This is a genomic window from Streptomyces sp. NPDC021562, assembly GCF_040640875.1.
Lineage (GTDB): Bacteria > Actinomycetota > Actinomycetes > Streptomycetales > Streptomycetaceae > Streptomyces.
Genome location: NZ_JBFACN010000007.1, coordinates 301,912 through 322,201, shown reverse-complemented (window position 1 = coordinate 322,201; position 20,290 = coordinate 301,912). Strand labels below are relative to the sequence as shown.

Genomic DNA, 20,290 nt, shown 5'->3' with positions numbered 1-20,290 from the left:
GTGCGGTCGGTCGGGCGTGTCAGGCGTCGACGCTGTCCTTCGGAGCGCCCTCGCCCCCGGTCCGCGCCGGCTCGGCGGCCGCCTGCTTCCCGGAGGCCCTGAGGCTGGTGATCGTGGTGACGATCAGGACCGCGCAGATGACGCCGAGGGAGACCGGGATGCTGATCTCCGGGACGTGGACGCCGGATTCGTGCAGGGCGTGGAGTACCAGCTTCACGCCGATGAAGCCGAGGATGATCGACAGGCCGTACGAGAGGTGGACGAGCTTCTTCAGCAGGCCGCCGATGAGGAAGTACAGCTGTCGCAGACCCATCAGCGCGAAGGCGTTGGCCGTGAAGACGATGTACGGGTCCTGCGTCAGGCCGAAGATCGCGGGGATGGAGTCCAGCGCGAACAGGACGTCGGTCGTGCCGATCGCGAGCATCACGACCAGCATGGGGGTCATGACCCGCTTGCCGTTCTGCTGGATCCACAGCTTGGTGCCGTGGTAGCGGTCGGCCACACCGAACCTGCGCTCTACGGCCTTGAGCAGCTTGTTCTCCTCGAACTCCGCTTCCTCCTCGTCGGCGCGGGCCTCCTGGATCAGCTTCCAGGCGGTCCAGATCAGGAAGGCGCCGAAGAGGTAGAAGACCCACGAGAAGCTGGCGAGGATCGCGGCGCCCGCGGCGATGAAGATCGCGCGCAGCACCAGGGCTATGAGGACGCCGACGAGCAGCACCCGCTGCTGGTACCGCGAGGGCACGGCGAACTTCGCCATGATCAGGACGAAGACGAAGAGGTTGTCGACGCTCAGCGACTTCTCGGTGATGAAGCCGGCGAAGAACTCCCCTGCGGGCCGGCCGCCGGAGAACAGCAGCAGACCTAGGCCGAAGAGTGCGGCCAGGGCGATCCAGACGACGGTCCAGATCCCGGCTTCCCTGAGGGACACGTCGTGCGGTTTACGGCCGATGAAGAAGTCGACCGCGATCAGGGCGGCCAGCCCCAGGACGGTGAGGACCCACAGGGTCACGGACACATCCATTGCGCCTCCGGTTCGTGAACGGGCAAAGTGCCAGCGTCATCGCTGCCGGAGGTCTCTTCCACCCGAGACGGGCCGACGCCCCGGGATCCGGTCGGATCCGTATTGACGGGTACGCCGCAGCAGACAGGGAGTACTCCCCTCCGTGGGGAAAACAGTACCCCAATTACCAAGGAAAGGTAAAGCACTCGGCAAAAGAAAGACCAAAAACCAAGGTCGGGCGGCTTTACATGCGCTTGGTGCGGGCGATCGCGACCTGGGTGAGCACCTGCTGGAGCACCTGGCTGCCGGCCGGTGCGAGGCAGGGTTCGTAGGTCCAAACATGTCCCACCCAGGGGTCGGCCAGGTGATCGTCCGGCGCCGGGGTGAGTCGCATCAGTGAACGCCAGAGCGGGTCGAGCAACGGGCCGTAGGCGGTGGCGTCCTCCCGGTCGGCGACCAGCAGGAGGTGGACCCCGGCGTCCGGGCCCTCGTCCGCGAGGTAGCGCAGCTGGTTGACGGCACGGTCGTCGAAGCCGTGCGGGAAGTCGTGGACGATCAGCAGCTGGCGCGACGTGTCCAGACCGGGCGGCAGGGCGTCGGGCGCCCCGCCCCGCACCGCCATCTGCACCAGGTCGACACGCTCGGTGAGCCGCCCCAGCGTGTCCGCCACACCGGCGGCGCCTCTCGCGGGCGGTGCCGTCAGCGCGCCGGTCCCGGTCAGCGGCGCGAGCGCGGACGCGCCGGAACCGGCCGGATCGATCACTTGCACCGCGAACTCACCCGCCGGATGAACGGCGAGCAGCCGGGCCGCGAGCGCCACCGCCGTCTGTACGGACAGGTGCCGCAGCTCACCGGTGTCGGCCCCGGACCCGTCGTGGGAGCCGCTGTCGATCCACAGCCCCCGCTCCAGCGGCAGCCTGACCAGCAACGGGATGCGCAGCGCGGGACTCTCCGGGAGGTGGAGGTCGCCCAGCCGGACGGCCATCGGCGGCTGGAGCGGCACCCGGTAGCCGTGCCAGACGGGATTGTCCCAGCGGGCGTACGCAGGAGGCAGTGCGGGCTCGACGACCTGGGACTCGGCGGTGAGCTGGGCGACGTCCCGGTCGAGGACCGCCCGCGCCCGGCCGACCAGCTCCTCCTGACGGACCCGGGCCGCCTCGCGAGCGGCGTCGGCCAAGGAGCCCAGACGGCTGCGCGGATCGGAAAGGGCCTGGTCCAGTTCCCTCTCCAGGCGCGACTCGGCGAAGTCGACGGCGCTGCGGTAGGCGGCGGTCGCTCGGGCCAGGTCCTCGAACATGCCCCAGACCTGGTGGTAGAGCCGCTCCTCCGTGGACCAGCCCACCGCGTCACCGGCGACGGGCGGCGCGGGGCCGTCCGCCGGGACCGGAGCTTGCGGTGCGGCGGGCCCCTGAGCCCGGTGGCGCCCCGGGTGCGTGTAGTCGATGGCGTCACCGGCGCTCGAAGTGGCGGCCTCCGTGGTGCCGGGGTCGTCGTCGGCGGCGGCCGAGGACCGGCCACCGGACGGCGGCTGCGTCCCGCCCGCCCCGCCGGAGGGGACCGGCCGACCGCTGCCGGCACCGGACGCCTGGGAGTCGTACGGGGACCCGACCGCGCCGTCGGGCAGGTCGGGCCCGGCGACGGCAGCGGCACCCGGCAGGTCGAGGTCGGGCCCGGCGACGGAGGCGGCCGTGTGGCGGGAGCGGTCGGTGTCCGCCGTACGCACCGGGATCGAGCGGGTCATGCCGTGGGCCGCCGCTTCCTCGATCCCGCGGGCGAGTTCGGCGGCCCGGGGCACCCCTTGGTCGGTGAGGAGCGCGGAGAGACCGCCCGCGTAGCCCTGGCCCACCGCCCGGACCTTCCACGCGCCCTGCCGCCGGTAGACCTCGAGGACCACGACGGCCGACTCGGCGTCCAGGCCGACAAGGGTGTACGCGGCGATCTCTGTGCCGTCGAGGCCGGTGACCGAGGCGCGGGGGGCGGTGACGGCACCGAAGCGGGGCGGAGCGCCGGGTGTCGCGGGCAGGGCGATCAGGACGCCGAGCCGGTGCACGGCCTCGGGGAGGGCGTCGAGGTCGACGGCGATCCGGTGCCCGGCGGCCGCCTGCCGGGAGACCTCCAGCCCTGGCAGGCGGGGCGCGCCCGGATGGGCCACCCGGTCGGCGCCCCGCACCCGGCCGCTCTCGTCGGCGAGGGTGGCCCCGGCGACCACGGGCACGCCGGCCGAGATCCGGATCTCGATCCGGTTCTGCGAGAGCGGATGGTTCTGCCCGCGCACCAGCTCGGCCGCCATTGCCCGTGCCCCCCTGTGTGTCGTGTCGCCGTGCGCCCCGGGCCGCTCCTAGAGGACCGGCAGAATCGTGGGCACCAGGTCCTGGAAGGTGCGGCCCCGGGCCGGGACGCCGAGGGCGGTCATGGTCCAGCCGGAGCCGGACCGGTGCACCTTGGCCATGATCTGGGCGGTGTACTCGCCGCCGCCGTCGAGCGTGTAACGGGCGAGTTCCTGGCCGTTGGTCTCGTCGACGAGCCGGCAGAAGGCGTTCTGCACCTCTTGGAAGGTCTGGCCGGTGAACGAGTTGACGGTGAAGACGATCTGGTCGACGTGGACCGGGACGCGAGCGAGGTCGACGAGGATCGCCTCGTCGTCGCCGCCCTGGCCGGCACCGCCGACGAGGTTGTCACCCGTGTGGCGGACGGAGCCGTCGTCGCTCACCAGATGGCGGAAGAACACCACGTCGACGGGCTGCTTGTCGGCGAACAGCACCGCCGAGGCGTCCAGGTCGATCTCCCGGGTACGCGAGCCGAACAGCCCGCGGCGGGGCGCCGCCTTCCAGCCAAGGCCCATGCGGACCGCGCTCAGGGAGCCCCCGTCCTTCTTCTCCAGGCTGATGGCCTGACCCTTGGTCATGTTGACGGTCACGGCTGCGTTCCCCTCGTCGGATGTCCCCGGTCACCGCGGCGTGCGCGGCTGTCCAAAACCCTATGCAGCGGTACTGACAGTGCCGAACCCCGGCCCGTGGTTTGTGTCGGTGTTGCAACACTTCGCGCCCTTGCCGGGGTCCGGTGGCGGCTGCGGGATCAGGCCAGCCCCGCCTCCTTCATCTGGCGCAGTTCCTTCTTCATCTCGGACACCTCGTCGCGCAGCCGGGCCGCGATCTCGAACTGCAGATCGGCCGCGGCGGCACGCATCCGCTCGGTCATCTGCTCGATCTGCTCGGCGAGTTCGGCCGCGGGACGGTCGGTGGGCACCGTCTCCCCGGCCTTGCCCTTGGCGGCCTTGCCCGCCTTCGCGCCCTTGGCCGCCTTGTCGCCCAGGGCCGGGACGGGCGCCTTGGCTCCCTTGCCGTCCTTCAGCTTGCGGTAGCCCGAGCCCAGCAGCTGTTCGGTGTCGACCTCTTCGCGGGCGATCTGCGCCACGATGTCGTTGATCTTCTTGCGCAGCGGCTGGGGATCGATGCCGTGGGCCTTGTTGTACGCGACCTGCTTCTCCCGGCGCCGGTTGGTCTCGTCGATGGCCTTCTCCATCGCCGGGGTGATCTTGTCGGCGTACATGTGGACCTCGCCGGAGACGTTGCGCGCCGCACGGCCGATGGTCTGGATCAGCGAGGTGCCGGAGCGCAGGAAGCCCTCCTTGTCGGCGTCGAGGATCGCCACCAGGGACACCTCGGGCAGGTCGAGTCCCTCACGGAGGAGGTTGATGCCGACCAGGACGTCGAACTCGCCGGACCGCAGCTCGCGCAGCAGCTCGACGCGGCGCAGGGTGTCGACGTCGCTGTGCAGGTAGCGCACCTGGATGCCGAGCTCCAGGAAGTAGTCGGTGAGGTCCTCGGCCATCTTCTTGGTGAGCGTGGTGACCAGGACGCGCTCGTCCTTCTCGGTGCGCTTGCGGATCTCGTGCACCAGGTCGTCGATCTGGCCCTCGGTGGGCTTGACGACGACCTGGGGGTCGACGAGGCCGGTGGGGCGGATGATCTGCTCGACGACGCCGTTCCCGCGGGAGAGCTCGTAGGGGCCGGGGGTCGCCGACAGGTACACGGCCTGCCCGATCCGCTCCTGGAACTCCTCCCACTTCAGGGGCCGGTTGTCCAGCGCGGAGGGCAGCCGGAAACCGTGGTCCACGAGGGTCCGCTTGCGGGAGGCGTCGCCCTCGTACATCGCGCCGATCTGCGGGACGGTGACGTGCGACTCGTCGATGACGAGCAGGAAGTCGTCCGGGAAGTAGTCGAGCAGGGTGTTGGGCGGGGAGCCGGGCGCACGGCCGTCGAAGTGCATCGAGTAGTTCTCCACGCCGGAGCAGGTGCCGATCTGGCGGAGCATCTCGATGTCGTACGTGGTGCGCATCCGCAGCCGCTGGGCCTCCAGCAGCTTGCCCTGCTTCTCCAGCTCGGCCAGGCGCTCCCCCAGTTCCTTCTCGATGTCGTTGACGGCCCGCTCCATGCGCTCGGGACCCGCGACGTAGTGGGAGGCCGGGAAGACGTACAGCTGCCGGTCGTCGCTGATGATCTCGCCGGTGACCGGGTGGAGGGTGGACAGCGCCTCGATCTCGTCGCCGAACATCTCGATGCGCACGGCGAGCTCCTCGTACACCGGGAAGATCTCGATGGTGTCGCCGCGTACGCGGAACGTGCCGCGGCTGAACGCCATGTCGTTGCGCGTGTACTGGATGTCGACGAAGCGGCGCAGCAGCTCGTCCCGGTCGATCTCGTCGCCGACCCGCAGCGGGACCATCCGGTCGACGTACTCCTGCGGGGTGCCGAGGCCGTAGATGCAGGAGACCGAGGCGACCACGACGACGTCACGGCGGGTGAGCAGCGAGTTGGTGGCCGAGTGGCGCAGCCGCTCGACCTCCTCGTTGATCGAGGAGTCCTTCTCGATGTAGGTGTCGGACTGCGGGACGTACGCCTCGGGCTGGTAATAGTCGTAGTACGAGACGAAGTACTCGACCGCGTTGTTCGGGAGGAGCTCCCGGAACTCGTTGGCCAGCTGCGCGGCCAGCGTCTTGTTCGGCGCCATCACCAGGGTGGGGCGCTGGAGCTTCTCGATCATCCACGCGGTGGTGGCGGACTTGCCGGTGCCGGTCGCGCCGAGGAGGACGACGTCCTTCTCGCCGGAGCCGACGCGCCTGGCCAGCTCGGCGATGGCCGCCGGCTGGTCGCCGCTGGGCTGGTACGGGCTGACGACCTCGATGGGCGCCACCGTGCGTTCGATGTGGGAAACGGGCCGCATGGGTTCCACCGTACGACCCCGCACTGACAACCGGTTCTGATCAGCGGTTCTGCGGAGCGCGCACGCCGTGTTCCCGGTGGCTGGGCCCGCGGCTGACGCGGAGGGACCGGCGGCGGCCCGGTTGATGGGTGACCTCGGCCGCCGGGACGCCCGGCTTGTGCTCGACGCGACGCCGGTCGGGCCGGCCCGAGACCAGCAGCGGATCGAAGATCACGACGACGGCGGCGAGGCAGAGGAAGGCCAGCGGGCCGATCAGCATGGGCGCGAGCAGGGAGGCCGGGGAGTCGCCGGGGGACGCCACTCCGGCACTGTGGAGATGGACGGAGAGGGCGGCCATGCCGGTGTAGTGCATGCCGCTGACGGCGAGTCCCATGACCAGGCTCGCGCCGACGCTCCACAGGAAACCGCGGATCTGCCCGGCCGCCCAGAGGGCCGAGGTGGCGGCCACCACCCCTATCACGACCGACGCGGCCACGGTGACGGTGTCGTACTGCAGGGTGCCGTTCAGGCGCAGGCCGGCCATGCCGAGGTAGTGCATCGAGGCGATGCCCAGTCCGGTGATCGTGCCGCCGGTGAAGAGCGCGGCGCCGGTGGCGCCCCGGTAGCCGACTATGAAGATCCCGACGCCCACCATGACGACGGCCAGGCCGAGGCTCGCATAGGTGAGCGGCTTGTCGTAGTGGATCGGCGTCTCCTTGACGCTGAACCCCATCATGGCGACGAAGTGCATGGTCCAGATGCCGGAGCCGATCGCCGCGGAGCCGAGCGCGAGCCAGGCGGGCCGCCAGGTATGGGCCACCAGCATCGCCCGGGTCGTGCAGCGCAGCCCCAGGGCGCCGCCGAGGCAGGCCATCAGGTAGGCCACCAGCGGGGTGACGACCCCATAGCTGAATCCGTCGACCGTGCCCTGCATGCGTGGCTGCCCTTCACCCTTTGCGTCCCGGAATATGTGCAATGCGCCCCCGTCCCAGGACCGCCCGAGCGGTCAGGGTTGACGCAGAGAGTATGACCCGGCCCGGAAAGGCCGAACGATTTTCCGGCAAAGAAACACGGCCTTGCCTCACTTGTGCGGCACCGGTGAGCGCGCGTGGCCGACTCCGTGCGATCTGTGGTCGTCCCGTACCGCCCGCCGTTGACTCACTGCTGTCAGTCTTGTGCTGTCCGTGTTCGTCCGACGTGAGGTGTACGCATGCACGCGCGCGCAGTTGCCGCCACGACCATCGCGCTCCTGGGAACGGCCGCCCTGCTGAGCCCCGTGCCCACCGCCCGGGCCGGCGACGCGGGAGGGCTGACGGTGGTGGCCCACCGGGGCGCCAGCGCCTACGCACCCGAGAACACCCTGGCCGCCGTCGACAAGGCGGCCGCCCTGGGCTTCACCTGGGTCGAGAACGACGTCCAGCGCACCAGGGACGGCCGGCTCGTCGTCATCCACGACGACAGTCTCCGGCGCACCACGAACGTCGAGCAGGTCTTCCCCGGCCGGGCCCCCTGGAAGGTGAAGGACTTCACCGCCGCCGAGATCGCCCGGCTCGACGCGGGCAGCTGGTTCTCCCGTGCGTACACGGGAACGCGCGTGCCGACGCTGGCGCAGTACATGCGCGAGGTCGAACACCACCACGAGAAGCTGCTCCTGGAGATCAAGAACCCCAAGCTGTACCCGGGTGTCGAGCGGCAGATCCTCAACCAGCTGGGCGACGAGGGGTGGCTGGACCGCGGCCATCTCGGCCGGCTCGTGGTGCAGAGCTTCAGCGCGGACAGCCTGCGGCTCGTGCACCGGCTGCGGCCTGCCGTGACCACCGGTTATCTCGGCACGCCGGCCACGGCGACACTGCCGCGGTACGCGGGCTTCGCCGATCTGATCAACCCGTCGGTGGGGTCGGCCTCCGCCGGTTACGTGCGCGCCGTGCACTCCGTCGACGGACCGCACAGCCGGCCGCTGCGCGTCTTCACCTGGACCGTGGACGACGCGGTCACGGCGTGGAAGGCCGTCGGGTACGGCGTCGACGGGGTGATCAGCAACAAGCCCGACGTGGTGCGGGCCGCGCTGCGCGCGAGCTGACCCGGGCCGGAGAGCGGGCGTTGTCAGTGCCGGGCCGTACGGTGGGGCGCATGGACAGCGAAGGGCAGGGCGAGCAGCGGGTGGTGTGGGCCGTCGTGGACACCGGCATCGGTCCGCTGCTGCTGGCGGCGACCCGCGAGGGCCTGGTCAACGTGGTGTTCCATGCCACGGACGCGGTGCGCGAGCGGACTCTCGAGCGGCTGACGGCCCGGCTGGGCACCGAGCCGGTCGAGGAGCCCGGGGCGCCGGTGCTGGCCGAGGCGATACGCCAGCTGGGGGCGTACTTCGCGGGCGACCGGCGGGATTTCGACCTGCCGCTGGACTGGTCGCTGATCTCCGGCTTCAACCGCCAGGTGCTCCGCGAGCTGGCCACGGGTGTCCCGTACGGCACGGTGGTCGGATACGGCGATCTGGCCGGCCGGGTCGGGCAGCCCGGCGGGGCGCAGGCGGTGGGTGCGGCGATGGGGGCCAATCCGCTGCCGGTGGTGGTGCCGTGCCATCGGGTGGTGGAGAGCGACGGCGGCATCGGCGGGTTCGGCGGTGGCCTGGAGACCAAGCGGAAGCTGCTCGCCCTGGAAGGTGTGCTGCCGGAACCCTTGTTCTGAGGCGCTCCGGCGGGGGCGGTCAGGCGTAGTGCCGTGCTTCGACGACGTTGCCGTCCGGGTCGCGGAAGTAGAAGTTCCGCGGGGCCTTCCCGCGGGCGCCGTAGGAGTCGTGTCCGATGCCGGTCATGGGGACGGCGTGCTGGGCCAGGCGGGTGCGCAGGGCGTCGAAGGCGTCGGAGGGCAGGGCCAGACAGATGTGGTTCACGGGGTGGCCCGCGCTGTCGGCGGAGCCGGGGAGCGCGGGCATGCGCTCGGCGAGGGAGAGCGGTGCGAGGTCGATGATGCTCCCCTCGTCGACCCGCAGGGAGGGGAAGGGCACCTCGCCCGCGGCGAACTCGGCGACCCTCAGCGGCTGCAGGCCCACCGTCCGCTCGTAGAAGGCGGCCGCGGCGACCGGGTCGGCGACCCACAGGACGACATGGTCCAGACGTACCGCGTGATTCGTCATGCGCTCCAGGCTGGTGGCGTCCCGCACGCGCCGCAAGCGTTTAGCGCGGTGTGCCGCCCGCCAGGGATGGAGGGAAGACCGACGGACAGGAGGCGGGCGCGTGGTGCTGGTGGTGTCGGAAGAGGTCCGGGAGGCGCTCGACTCGGGCCGGGCGGTGGTGGCTCTGGAGTCGACGATCATCGCGCACGGGCTGCCGCGCCCGCGCAACCTCCAGGTGGCGCTGGAGCTGGAGGACGAGGTACGGCGGGCCGGTGCGGTGCCCGCCACCATCGCGGTGCTCGACGGGCGGCCCCGTGTCGGTCTGGCCAAGGACCAGTTGGAACGGGTGGCGAGCGGGGACGGGATCCGCAAGCTGGGCCACCGTGATCTGCCGTTCGCCGTGGCGGCGGAGGCGAGCGGCGCGACCACCGTGTCGGCGACGGCACAGCTGGCGGCGCTGGCCGGCATCCGGGTGTTCGCCACCGGAGGGCTCGGTGGGGTGCACCGGGAGTGGACGGTGACCCAGGACGAGTCGGCCGACCTGGGGCTGCTGGCCCGCACCCGGATCACGGTGGTGTGTGCGGGCGTGAAGTCGATCCTGGACGTGCCGGCGACCCTCCAGCGCCTGGAGACCCTGGGTGTGGCGGTGGCCGGCTACGGCACCGACCGCTTCCCCGGCTTCTACCTGTCCGACTCCGGGCACCCGGTCGACTGGACCCTCCGGACCCCGGAACAGGTCGCGGACGTCATGCGGGCCCAGGACAGGCTCGCCGCGGCGGACACGGCCCTGATCGTCGCCAATCCCGTGCCGGAGGCGGACCAGCTCGATCCGGCGCTGCACGCGCGCGTGCTCGCCGACGCGCTGCACGCGTGCGAGGCGGAGGGGATCACCGGGCAGGCGGTCACCCCGTTCCTGCTCGGCTACCTGGTCCGGCACACCGACGGGGCCTCGCTGGAGGCCAACCTGGCGGCCGTGCGCGGCAACGTCAGACTGGCGGCCGCGATCGCCTCGGCATGGGCCAGGGGGTGACGACGCCGCGGGAGACGCCGCCGAGCAGGGATGCGGAAGCGAACCTGCGGCTCACCCGGGGCGTCGCCGAGACAGCGGACGGGGGCGCGGCGCCGTGCGCGGACGGGGCGCCGGGCGGGGGCGGGGGCGGCGCGCTGCTCGTCGTCGGGGACGTGGTCACCGATGTCGTCGCGCGGCACCGGGGGCCGCTGGCGGCGGGCACCGACACGGCCGCCGTGATCCGTACGCTGCCCGGCGGCGCGGGCGCCAACGTCGCCTGCTGGGCCGCGCACGCGGGCTGTGCGGACGTACGGCTGCTGGGGCGGGTCGGGGCGGACGCGGCGGGGTGGCACGAGCGGGAACTGGTCGCCTCGGGGGTGCGGCCCCGGCTGGTGGTGGATCCCGAGGCCGCGACGGGGACGGTGGTCTGCCTGGTGGACGGCGGTGCCTCGGCGGAGCGCACCTTCCTCACGGACAGCGGGGCGTCCCTGCGGCTGGAACCGGCCGACTGGTCGGACGCGCTGCTCGACGGGGTCGTTCGGCTGCATCTCTCCGGCTACCTGCTGTTCTCGGCGCCGAGCCGGGCCCTGGTGGGAGTGGCCCTGGCGGCGGCACGCGCGCGTGGCGTGCCGGTGAGCCTGGATCCGGCGTCGGCCGGGTTCCTCGTGGCGCTGGGCGTGGACCGCTTCCCTGCGCTCGTCGAGGGCGTGGACGTCCTGTTGCCGAGCCGGGACGAGGCCTGTCTGCTGACGGGGCTGCCGGATCCGGCGGACGCGGCGGCCGAGCTGAGCCGCGGGGTGCCGCTGGTGGTGGTCAAGGCGGGGGCCCAGGGCGCGCTGCTGGCCCGGGCCGGGCGTGTGGTGGCGCGGATCCCGGCCGCACCGGCGACGCCCCGGGACACCACGGGAGCCGGGGACGCCTTCACCGGGGCGTTCCTCGCCGCGCTGGTCGCCGGCACCGATGCCGAGGAGGCCGCGGCGCGGGGCTGCCGGGCGGGCGCGCGGGCGGTGGGACGCGTGGGGGCGAGACCGCCGGCGCACGGCTGACACGGCGCGGCCGTGAGGGCTACTCCTTGCGGCCCCAGGCCGAGATCATCGGGGCGGTGGCGAGATCCATGGCACCCGCCTCCACGTTGGCCAGGTGCTGGTCGATGTCCGCGTCCGTGGCGAGCCCGGCCGCGACGAGCCGGCCGCGGATCTGCCGGACCGTGGCCGTCTCCAGCGCGGTGCACGCGGGTGAGGCGAGCGGGAAGTAGGCGTCGGCCTCCACCTCGCGCAGTCCGGCCTCGCGGAGCAGCCGCGGAAGCTTGCGGCCGTACGACAGGTCTGCGCCCCGTTCCGCGAGGAGCTTGCGGAAGCCCTGGCGCAGGCGGTTGGCGAGCCGTTGCTCGGGGCCGTACTCGTAGGGGGAGGTGAGGGGCTGGAGGGCGGGGTCGGCGTCCTCGATCAGCAGCCGTCCGCCGGGGCGCAAAGCCTTGATCATGGAACGCAACGCCCGTTCGCGGTCCGGCACGTGGACCAGGACCAGCCGGGCGTGCACCAGGTCGAACCCCTCTCCCGGGGGTTCGTCGGCGCCGACGTCGTGGGTGCGGACCTCGACCGGCGGGTGGGCGGCCGCGGCGAGCAGCGAGGTGTCGATGTCGGTGGCGACGACCTGGCCGGCCGGTCCCACCTTCGCGGCCAGCCAGGACACCACGGAGGTGCCGCCCGCCCCTACCTCCCAGCAGCGCCAGCCCGTCGTGAGACCGGATGCCTCCAGGTGCCGGAAGGTGGTGGGGTCGAAGAGCCGGGCGAAGGCGTCGAAGCGCTGTCGGGCCTCGCTCTGGCGGTTGTCGAGCAGGTATCCGTCGGCTTGTGTCATGAAGCGATGATCCCAGTTGCCCGGCTTGTCCTGGAGGGTCGGCGCCGGGGAGCCGGTCGTCCACAGCCGGGAACCAACCGGAACCCGCTGTTCCCACAGGCTTACCCGCGTCTCACACCGGGCTGGCAGACTTGCCCGGCAAGGCGCGGAAGGGTTGTGCGAGGGGATCCACGCAAGGAGTTCCGGATGACGATGGCAGGGAATCTGCGGAAGGTCACAGGGCTGGGCAGGGCCGGCGGCCTGCGCAAGGTGGCGCGGTTGGCCCGGCGGCGGCCCCGCGTCGACCTGAACCATCACGCGCGGTCCCCGCTGGGCTCCTCGGTGGTCAACTGCGTGACGTACGAGGACGGCGTGCGCGTCCCGGAGTGCAGCGATCTGTACTCGGCCGTGGAGCGGGTGCGCAAGAAGGGTGAGGGGTTCGTCTGGCTGGGGCTGCACGAGCCCACGGACAGCGAGTTCGCGGGCATCGCGGAACTCTTCGACCTGCACCCGCTGGCCGTCGAGGACGCGGTCGAGGCCCATCAGCGCCCCAAGGTGGAGCGGTACGGCGAGACGCTGTTCGCGGTGTTCAAGACGGTCTGCTACGTCGAGCACGAGAAGCTGACCGCGACCAGCGAGGTGGTGAACACCGGCGAGATCATGGTGTTCGTCGGAGCGGACTTCGTGATCACGGTCAGGCACGGCAGGCACGGCTCGCTGGGGCCGCTGCGGGAGGAGTTGGAGGCGACGCCGGGGCAGTTGGCCAAGGGGCCGGCCGCGGTGCTGCACGCGATCGCGGACCACGTGGTGGACGACTACCTGAACGTGACGGACTCGGTGCAGGCCGACATCGACCAGGTCGAGGCGGACGTGTTCGCGCCGGACGGTGCCCGGGCCGACCCGGGGCGGATCTACCAGATGAAGCGTGAACTCCTGGAGCTGAAACGGGCGGTGGTGCCGCTCGGCCGGCCGATGGAGGAGCTGACCACCCGGCCGGCCCGGGTGATCCCGCCGGAGATACAGACCTACTTCCGGGACGTCCTCGACCACCTGATGCGGGCGAAGGAGCAGATCGCGTCCTTCGACGAGTTGCTCAACTCCATCCTCCAGGCGCACCTGGCGCAGGTGACGGTCGCGCAGAACGAGGACATGCGGAAGATCACGGCGTGGGCCGCGGTGATCGCCGTGCCGACGATGGTGTGCGGCGTGTACGGGATGAACTTCGATCACATGCCGGAGCTGCACTGGCGGTTCGGCTATCCGCTCGTCCTCGGGGTCATATCCGCGGCGTGTGTGGCCCTGTACCGGGGATTCAGGCGCAACGGCTGGCTCTGACACCCGAGGCCGGCGCGCCCGCGCGGGGCCGGGCCCGCCGGGACGCTCAGCCGCTCCACGCCGGATGACGGGGGTCGTCGGCCCGGACCAGGACGTCGGCCGTGCCGGCGGGGTCGGTCTCGGCCGTGTAGCGCTCGAAGGCGGGCAGGGTCCAGTGATCGGTCTTGGGGGTACGGCGGCGCAGGGCGCCGGGAGTCAGCAGGAGGTGGACGGTCAGGTCGAACGGGAACCAGTGCCGCAGCAGGAGCGGTCCGTGCAGCAGCAGGAGGCCGCCGGGCGGGAGGGAGACGTAGGGGCTGCGGGTGGCCCGGTCGGTGGCGGGGTCCCAGAGGTCGGGCAGGACGCGGCCGGTGCCGCCGGGGTCGAGGGGGCCGAAGACCTCACGCCACAGGGCGTTGGTGTCGAACCAGCCGCCGTAGTACGACTCCGCGTCCCGGCGGCCGTGCTCCAGGCGCAGTGAGGCGGGGCGCAGGAAGCCCTCGGTGTCCACGACGAGCGACGGCCGGCCCCGGACCCGCAGCGCCTCGCCGACGCGTTGCGCGAGGTCGCCGGGCCGGGCCGCCGGGGCACCGTCGAAGGCGACCCGCGGCCAGGCACCCCCGTCGGCGGGCGTCAGGTCGGCCAGCCGCTCGGCGAGGCGCTCGGCGAGCCGGTCCCAGGTGATCGCTTCGAGTCGCACGGGGCCATGATGCCTCGCCGGGTGGGACCACCGGACATGCCGGGGCCTCTCCCGGAAGGCGCTTTCGGCCATCGGCCTTCGACGGCCGGGGCGACGGGCACGGTGCGCCGCCGGGGCGATGCGCGACCTGCGGGAGCGGCGCCGATGGACGTGGGGGTCGGACCCTGATGCGGGGAAAGAACCGCGTATGACGCGTCTCGCAACTCCCCCTCACCACGGCGGGCTTCTGGTCGTGCAGCCACTTCGGCACCGGAGGTGCGCGGCGTGCCGGCGGGGACCGTTGTCGTTGCTGGTGCTGGAGGACGGGGCGCCGCGGTGTCTTCCGTGCGCCGATCTCGGGCATCTGGTGTTCCTGCCGCGCGGGGACACCGCGCTGACCCGGCGGTCGCGGGAGGAGAGCACGCTGTCGGCGGTGGTGGTGCGGTTCAACCGGCGCAAGGCCAGGTACGAACGGCAGGGCGTCCTGGTGGAGGAGGCCGCGCTGGCCCGGGCCGAGGCGCGGTGTCTGGCGGACGCCGAGGCGCGGCGGCGTCGGCGGGCACGGGACGCGAAGCTCCGGGCGGCGCAGGACGTGCGGTTCACGCGGGCCTTCGCGGCGGAGATCCTGCGGCTGTTCCCGGGCTGTCCGGCGGAGCGGGCCCTGGCGATCGCGACCCACGCCTCGGTGCGGGGCAGCGGGCGGGTGGGGCGTAGCGCGGCCGGGCGGTCGCTGACGGAGAGGGCGGTGGTCTCGGCGGTGGTGGCGGGGGTGCGGCATGTGGACACGCCGTACGACCAGCTGCTGATGAGCGGGGTTCCGCGCTACGAGGCGCGACGGCGGATCGCGGGGACGGTGGAGGCGGTGCTGCGGACGTGGGAGGCAGGGGTGGAGGTGCGTTTGACCGGTTGATTCCGCACGGGGGTGGCCGTGGACGCCCGTCCCACCGAACTGGAGCCTGGCGCTCCGGAGGCCGCGGCCTACTGGCCGGTACACGTCCGGGAGCGGACGTTCTGGAACCACGGCCCTGTCCTGAGGATGAGGGGGGAGGAAGACCGGCCGTCGGCCACTGAGCGGGCGGCTCCGGGCGGACGTATCGTGGCCGCAAGAGTGCCGCCCGACGAGGCACGGCCTGGGTGAACGTACGCGAGGAAGACGACCATGGCCGATCCCAAGGGGTTCATGACCACGCAGCGCGAGGAGTGGCGGCGGCGGCCGGTCGAGGAGCGGGTACGCGACTGGGACGAGGTCTACGTCCCCGGGGCGCTGCTGCCGATCATCAGCAGGCAGGCGGACCGCTGCATGGACTGCGGGGTGCCGTTCTGCCACGACGCGTGTCCGCTCGGCAATCTGATCCCGGAGTGGAACGACCTGGTGTCGCGGGAGGACTGGCGGGCGGCGAGCGACCGGCTGCACGCGACGAACAACTTCCCCGAGTTCACCGGACGGTTGTGCCCGGCGCCGTGCGAGGCGGGGTGCGTGCTCGCGATCAACCAGCCGGCCGTCACGATCAAGAACGTCGAGTGCGCGATCGCCGACCGGGCCTGGGCGGAGGGGTTCACCCCGCCGATGCCGCCCGAGCGGCTGTCCGGGCGGACGGTCGCGGTGATCGGGTCGGGGCCGACCGGGCTCGCGGCGGCGCAGCAGCTGACCCGGGCCGGGCACACGGTCGCCGTGTACGAGAAGGACGACCGGCTCGGTGGGCTGATGCGGTACGGCATCCCCGCGTTCAAGATGGAGAAGCACCACCTGGAGCGGCGGCTGGAGCAGATGCGGGCGGAGGGGACGAAGTTCCGTACGTCGGTGACGGTCGGACGGGACGTGGGGGCGGCGGAGCTGCGGGCCCGGTACGACGCGGTGGTGATCGCGACCGGTGCGACGGCGTGGCGGGAACTCGACGTGCCCGGAAGGGAGTTGGAAGGGATACACCAGGCGATGGAGTATCTGCCGCTGGCCAACCGGGTGTGCGAGGGGGATCTGGCCGAGTCGCCGATGTCGGCGGCCGGGAAGCATGTGGTGATCGTGGGCGGGGGCGACACGGGGGCGGACTGCCTGGGGACGGCGGTGCGGGAGCGGGCCGCTTCGGTGACCCAGCTGGACATCTACGCGCAGCCGGGTGCGGAGCGGGACGAGGACCTCGAGCCGTGGCCGACGTATCCGAAGGTCTACCGGCTGTCCGCGGCGCACGAGGAGGCGCGGGACCTGGAGACGGCGCCCGCGGCCGACGCGGACGCGCGGTTGTTCGCTGCGTCCACGCTGCACTTCGCGGGCGACGGGAGCGGGCATGTGCGGTCGTTGCACCTGGTGGAGGTGGACGCGGCCCGCCGACCGGTGCCGGAAAGCGGGCGGACGCTGCCCGTGGACATGGTGCTGCTCGCGCTCGGTTTCTCCGGACCGGACCGCGCGGACGGCCTCCTCGACCAGCTGGCGGTGGCGACGGAGCCGCGCGGGACCATCAGCAGGGACGCCGGGTTCGCGACGAACGTGCCCGGGGTGTTCGCCGCGGGGGACGCGGCGCGCGGGCAGTCGCTGATCGTGTGGGCGATCGCGGAGGGACGGGCGGTGGCGGCGGCTGTCGACCGGTATCTCACGGGCAGTTCGCAGCTGCCGGCACCGATATCACCGTACGACCGGCCGATGGTCGTATAGCCGACGGCCGTTGAGCGCCTACGGCTCACGGCTCACGGCTTACGGCCCAGTGCGCCGTACCCAGGGATCACCCCGTCGTCCTGTCCCGGCACCGGCTCGCCCAGTTCCGGGTGCCAGTGGTGGACCACCGACACCCCGGGCTCGACGAGTTCCAGCCCGTCGAAGAAGCCGCCGAACTCCTTGCGCGAGCGCAGCGCCAGCGTGACCCCGGCCGCCCTGAGTTTCGCGGTGGCCGCCGCCGACTCCTCCGGGGTGAAGTCGGCGGTGGCATGGGTCATCACCAGGTAGCTGCCGGACGGCAGTGCGGCCAGCAGTCGGCCGACCAGCTCGTGCGCCCCGTCCTCGTCCGAGACGAAGTGGAGCAGTGCGACCAGCGACAGCGCGACGGGGCGGTCGAAATCCAGCACCTCGCGCGCGCCGGCGATGATGGCCGCCGGGTCGCGCACATCGGCCTGGAGGTACTCGGTCGCGCCCTCGGGCGTGCTGCGCAGCAGGGCCGCGGCGTGGGCCAGCACGATGGGGTCGTTGTCGCAGTACACGATCCGGGCCTCGGGTGCGATGCCCTGGGCGATCTGGTGCAGGTTCGGCTCGGTCGGGATGCCCGTGCCGATGTCCAGGAACTGCCGGACGCCGTGCTCGGCCAGCCAGCGCGTGGCGCGGTGCATGAAGGCGCGGTTCACGCGGGCCATCACCGGCACCCGGGGGTCGAGGGCCAGCATCTGCCGGCCCATCTCCTCGTCGACGGGGTAGTTGTCCTTGCCGCCGAGATACCAGTCGTACATGCGGGCCGGGTGCGGCTTGCCGGTGTCGATCACGGTGCGGTCCTGCCCAGTCATGAGGCACTCCATAAGCGTCGAACGCGGTCGCAGATCAATTGATTACCAAGAGAATGAGAGTGAACAAGCAGTACCGGACAAGCAGTACAGGGTCAGGAGAGCAGGAAGTCGGCCTCCCCCGCCTTGGCGCCCTCGATGAAGGCCGTCATCTCGTCGGTGGTGTAGATCAGCGCCGGCCCGTCCGGGTCGGTCGACTGCCGGACCGCGATCCGGCCGTCGGCCAGCTTCATCGCCTCCAGGCAGTTGCCCCCGTTGCCGCCGCTCCACGGCTTGTGCCAGCCCTCGCTGCCCAGTTCCCTCGCGGGCATGCCGTTGTAGATCCGCCCCGCGCGGTGGCGCGGCCCGGACTGGTGTTTGATGCGGTCCATTCACAGCTCCTTGCGGAGGTCCCGGAGGATCTCCTTCGTGCGTTGTGCCGTGGCGGCCTGCGCCGCCATGCGGTCCATGACCTCCAGGTGGGTGGCCACCTCGGTGCGCGCGTCCAGGTAGACGGCGCCGGTCAGGTACTCGCTGTAGACCATGTCCGGCAGTTCGGGCATGGCGAATCGGAAGAGTACGAAGGGCCCGTACGTCCCCGGGTGCGGCCCGCTCGCGAACGGGACGACCTGGAGCGTCACGTTGGGCAGTTCCGTCACCTCGAGCAGACGGTCGACCTGCGCGCGCATCACCTCCGGGCCGCCGACGGGGCGCCGCAGCACGGTCTCGTCCAGCACCGCCCAGAAACGGGGCGCGTCGGGACGGGTGAGCAGGCCCTGGCGTTGCATGCGCAGGGCGACATGCCCCTCGATGTCCTCGGGCCGGGTCTGCCCGATGGCACCGGACCGCAGCACCCCGCGCGCGTAGGCCTCGGTCTGCATCAGGCCGGGGACGAAGTGCGGTTCGTAGGAACGGATCAGGCTCGCCGCGCCCTCCAGGCTGACGTACATGGAGAACCAGCCGGGGAGGATGTCGTGGAACCGCTGCCACCAGCCCGGCTTGTTGGCGTCCTCGGCGAGCCGGACGAAGAGGTCGGCCTCGTCGTCGGCGACTCCGTAGGCCTTCAGGAGGAGTTGGAGGTAGGGAATCTTGAGGGCGACCTCGGCCGTCTCCATGCGGCGGACGGTGGCGGGCGCCACGCGGAGCACCCGGGCGGCCTCCTCGCGCTTGAGTCCCGCGCGTTCCCGCAGGTCGAGGAGGCGCCGGCCGAGGACCACCTGGCCCACCGTCGGCGCGGACCGCGGCTCGCTCACGCTCCACCCACCTCCATGAAGTTCCCTGACCGGCCCACCCCGGGCGCGCCGGACCGCCGCCTACAGGTGTCACCCGGCATGCCGACGACCCGGCGGAGCCCCCGCATTCACCTGTTCGGCACCCTCGGTCGCATGGGCCGGACCGGTCCGCAGGATCCTCACTGATCCCAACCGGCGTCGCTCGACATGCTGTTGCGAGCAGTGTGCCACGGCCTTTCACTCCGTCACACAGCACTCTGCATTTTTCAGAGTGACACTTGCCAAGTGTTCGAGGCGGAGCGATAGTGGCAAGCGTGATTCCGTCCGCGCCTTTAGGAACAGACGCCGTCCGGGACCGTCCTGGTCCCGTCGCCGCTGCGGCAGTCGCCCCGGGTGGGGGCGGTGCCGAGCGCCGGTTCCGGTTCGAGCTGGCCGCTCATCCGGGCTCCCCGGCCCAGGCCAGGCGCCTGGCACGGGCCCGGCTCACCGGTTGGTCGGTCTGCGCGGACACCTGTGACACCGCGCTGCTCGTCCTGTCCGAGCTGGTGACCAACGCCATCGTGCACACCGCGAGCACTCGGGTGGTGTGCGAGCTGCACGACGGCGCCGACACCGTGCGCATAGCCGTGCACGACGAGGGCTGCGCACCGGACGAACCGCATCCGTCCCCGCAGCGTCCCGAGGAGGAGCACGGCAGGGGACTGCTCCTCGTCGAAGCGCTGTGCCAGGCCTGGGGGGCCCAGGAGCACGGGCCCGGCCTGCTGGTGTGGGCGGAGCTGCCGCGCCGGAGCGACGCCGCGGAGGACACCCTCGCGCCCAGCGACGACCTCGGCTGGGGCGCCCGTCCCGACCCGGGTCCGACGCGCGGCTCGTCCCGCGGGGCCCCGCGTGAGCCGGTGCACCGCCCTTCGCCCGGTACCGACGAGAAGGCAAGGCCGCAGACCCGGTACACGGTGCCGGAGGCCCGGCGCCCGCTTCCCGGGGCGGGGCAGGCGTGACCACCGTTCCCGGCGCCGGGCAGCCGCTCGGCCTCGACACCCTGGTCCGCCTGCAGCGGGCCCGACGGCCGGGGTCCGGGACCGGCCTGCGCAGGCCGCCGGTGCCCGAGGGCATGACGGCACCGCTGGGCCGCGACGCGGTGGCCGTACCGGCGGCGCTCGGACCGCTGGTCGCGCCCCGGCTGCCGCGGGTGGGGTGCGTGTACTCCGACGGCACGCACTGGTGGTGGATCGTTCCGGCGGACTCCGACGACGCCCTCGGCTGGCCCGCTCCCGCCCTCTACAGCCCCGGCGCCGTGCTCCCCGGCGACGCCCGGCTGATCCACCGCCCCCAGGGCACGCTGCCGTACACCCCGCCCATACCCCTGTACCTCGCCCTGTGCCGGGTGACGGGGACGACCCCGGAATGGTCCCGCCGACTGAGCGCGTGACCGCTGCGTGAGCCG

The 20,290-nt window shown here is 72.1% G+C and carries 20 protein-coding genes; 9 read left to right on the top strand and 11 right to left on the bottom strand.

Annotated elements, in window-relative coordinates:
- Positions 1 to 19 precede the first annotated feature (19 nt).
- The 5 genes from AB0G52_RS13985 to AB0G52_RS13965 all read right to left on the bottom strand — a co-directional run bounded on the left by AB0G52_RS13985 (position 20) and on the right by AB0G52_RS13965 (position 7,136).
- Entirely contained in the window at positions 20 to 1,021 is a 1,002-nt protein-coding gene (locus AB0G52_RS13985; RefSeq protein WP_361336502.1) for a TerC/Alx family metal homeostasis membrane protein, read from the bottom strand.
- Between the two features lie 223 nt (positions 1,022 to 1,244).
- Positions 1,245 to 3,290 (bottom strand): TerD family protein, encoded by a 2,046-nt coding sequence (locus AB0G52_RS13980; protein ID WP_361336500.1) that lies wholly within the window; start codon positions 3,288 to 3,290, stop codon positions 1,245 to 1,247.
- A gap of 48 nt (positions 3,291 to 3,338) precedes the next feature.
- Positions 3,339 to 3,917: a TerD family protein gene (locus AB0G52_RS13975; protein ID WP_132886137.1), complete on the bottom strand. Its 579-nt coding sequence runs from the start codon at positions 3,915 to 3,917 to the stop codon at positions 3,339 to 3,341.
- Positions 3,918 to 4,075: 158 nt separating this feature from the next.
- Entirely contained in the window at positions 4,076 to 6,223 is a 2,148-nt protein-coding gene (gene uvrB / locus AB0G52_RS13970) for an excinuclease ABC subunit UvrB (protein WP_132886138.1), read from the bottom strand.
- 40 nt (positions 6,224 to 6,263) lie between these two features.
- Positions 6,264 to 7,136 carry an MHYT domain-containing protein gene (locus AB0G52_RS13965; protein ID WP_361336497.1) on the bottom strand — a complete coding sequence of 291 codons (873 nt, stop codon included), beginning with the start codon at positions 7,134 to 7,136 and terminating at the stop codon, positions 6,264 to 6,266.
- Between the two features lie 276 nt (positions 7,137 to 7,412).
- Here AB0G52_RS13965 and AB0G52_RS13960 point away from each other — a divergent pair, with 276 nt between their 5' ends.
- Both AB0G52_RS13960 and AB0G52_RS13955 read left to right on the top strand, forming a co-directional pair.
- Positions 7,413 to 8,282, top strand: coding sequence for a glycerophosphodiester phosphodiesterase family protein (locus AB0G52_RS13960; protein WP_361336495.1), 870 nt, complete (start codon positions 7,413 to 7,415; stop codon positions 8,280 to 8,282).
- Positions 8,283 to 8,332: 50 nt separating this feature from the next.
- Positions 8,333 to 8,887 carry a methylated-DNA--[protein]-cysteine S-methyltransferase gene (locus AB0G52_RS13955; protein WP_361336493.1) on the top strand — a complete coding sequence of 185 codons (555 nt, stop codon included), beginning with the start codon at positions 8,333 to 8,335 and terminating at the stop codon, positions 8,885 to 8,887.
- 19 nt (positions 8,888 to 8,906) lie between these two features.
- Here AB0G52_RS13955 and AB0G52_RS13950 read toward each other — a convergent pair whose 3' ends face one another.
- The gene (locus AB0G52_RS13950) at positions 8,907 to 9,335 is read right to left on the bottom strand and encodes a VOC family protein (RefSeq protein WP_132886142.1); all 429 of its coding nucleotides are present in this window, start codon (positions 9,333 to 9,335) and stop codon (positions 8,907 to 8,909) included.
- A gap of 100 nt (positions 9,336 to 9,435) precedes the next feature.
- Between AB0G52_RS13950 and AB0G52_RS13945 the strand changes: the two genes are divergently transcribed.
- Together AB0G52_RS13945 and AB0G52_RS13940 are read left to right on the top strand one after the other, a co-directional pair.
- On the top strand, positions 9,436 to 10,344 hold the full coding sequence (locus AB0G52_RS13945) for a pseudouridine-5'-phosphate glycosidase (protein WP_361336491.1): 909 nt from the start codon (positions 9,436 to 9,438) through the stop codon (positions 10,342 to 10,344).
- Positions 10,345 to 10,478: 134 nt separating this feature from the next.
- The gene (locus AB0G52_RS13940; protein WP_361336545.1) at positions 10,479 to 11,369 is read left to right on the top strand and encodes a PfkB family carbohydrate kinase; all 891 of its coding nucleotides are present in this window, start codon (positions 10,479 to 10,481) and stop codon (positions 11,367 to 11,369) included.
- A 19-nt stretch (positions 11,370 to 11,388) separates the two neighbouring features.
- Here AB0G52_RS13940 and AB0G52_RS13935 read toward each other — a convergent pair whose 3' ends face one another.
- Positions 11,389 to 12,183: a methyltransferase gene (locus tag AB0G52_RS13935; protein ID WP_132886145.1), complete on the bottom strand. Its 795-nt coding sequence runs from the start codon at positions 12,181 to 12,183 to the stop codon at positions 11,389 to 11,391.
- Positions 12,184 to 12,369: 186 nt separating this feature from the next.
- On the opposite strand from AB0G52_RS13935, the gene AB0G52_RS13930 reads away from it, so the two are divergent.
- Positions 12,370 to 13,497, top strand: coding sequence for a magnesium and cobalt transport protein CorA (locus tag AB0G52_RS13930; protein WP_132886146.1), 1,128 nt, complete (start codon positions 12,370 to 12,372; stop codon positions 13,495 to 13,497).
- Between the two features lie 46 nt (positions 13,498 to 13,543).
- Here the strand turns inward: AB0G52_RS13930 and AB0G52_RS13925 are convergent, their stop codons facing one another.
- Complete coding sequence (locus tag AB0G52_RS13925; RefSeq protein ID WP_361336488.1) at positions 13,544 to 14,176, bottom strand: uridine kinase; 633 nt, start codon at positions 14,174 to 14,176, stop codon at positions 13,544 to 13,546.
- Positions 14,177 to 14,363: 187 nt separating this feature from the next.
- Here AB0G52_RS13925 and AB0G52_RS13920 point away from each other — a divergent pair, with 187 nt between their 5' ends.
- Together AB0G52_RS13920 and AB0G52_RS13915 are read left to right on the top strand one after the other, a co-directional pair.
- The gene (locus AB0G52_RS13920) at positions 14,364 to 15,065 is read left to right on the top strand and encodes a DUF2293 domain-containing protein (RefSeq protein ID WP_361336486.1); all 702 of its coding nucleotides are present in this window, start codon (positions 14,364 to 14,366) and stop codon (positions 15,063 to 15,065) included.
- A gap of 249 nt (positions 15,066 to 15,314) precedes the next feature.
- Entirely contained in the window at positions 15,315 to 16,802 is a 1,488-nt protein-coding gene (locus AB0G52_RS13915) for a glutamate synthase subunit beta (protein ID WP_132886149.1), read from the top strand.
- Between the two features lie 32 nt (positions 16,803 to 16,834).
- Here AB0G52_RS13915 and AB0G52_RS13910 read toward each other — a convergent pair whose 3' ends face one another.
- From AB0G52_RS13910 to AB0G52_RS13900, 3 genes are all read right to left on the bottom strand, one after another.
- Entirely contained in the window at positions 16,835 to 17,638 is an 804-nt protein-coding gene (locus AB0G52_RS13910) for an SAM-dependent methyltransferase (protein WP_361336483.1), read from the bottom strand.
- 92 nt (positions 17,639 to 17,730) lie between these two features.
- Positions 17,731 to 18,006 (bottom strand): DUF397 domain-containing protein, encoded by a 276-nt coding sequence (locus AB0G52_RS13905; protein ID WP_132886151.1) that lies wholly within the window; start codon positions 18,004 to 18,006, stop codon positions 17,731 to 17,733.
- Positions 18,007 to 18,867 (bottom strand): helix-turn-helix transcriptional regulator, encoded by an 861-nt coding sequence (locus AB0G52_RS13900; protein ID WP_361336481.1) that lies wholly within the window; start codon positions 18,865 to 18,867, stop codon positions 18,007 to 18,009.
- A gap of 284 nt (positions 18,868 to 19,151) precedes the next feature.
- On the opposite strand from AB0G52_RS13900, the gene AB0G52_RS13895 reads away from it, so the two are divergent.
- Together AB0G52_RS13895 and AB0G52_RS13890 are read left to right on the top strand one after the other, a co-directional pair.
- Positions 19,152 to 19,844 carry an ATP-binding protein gene (locus AB0G52_RS13895; protein ID WP_361336479.1) on the top strand — a complete coding sequence of 231 codons (693 nt, stop codon included), beginning with the start codon at positions 19,152 to 19,154 and terminating at the stop codon, positions 19,842 to 19,844.
- Complete coding sequence (locus AB0G52_RS13890) at positions 19,841 to 20,275, top strand: hypothetical protein (protein ID WP_361336477.1); 435 nt, start codon at positions 19,841 to 19,843, stop codon at positions 20,273 to 20,275. Before AB0G52_RS13895 ends, AB0G52_RS13890 begins: the two co-directional genes overlap by 4 nt.
- The last annotated feature ends 15 nt before the right edge of the window (positions 20,276 to 20,290 follow it).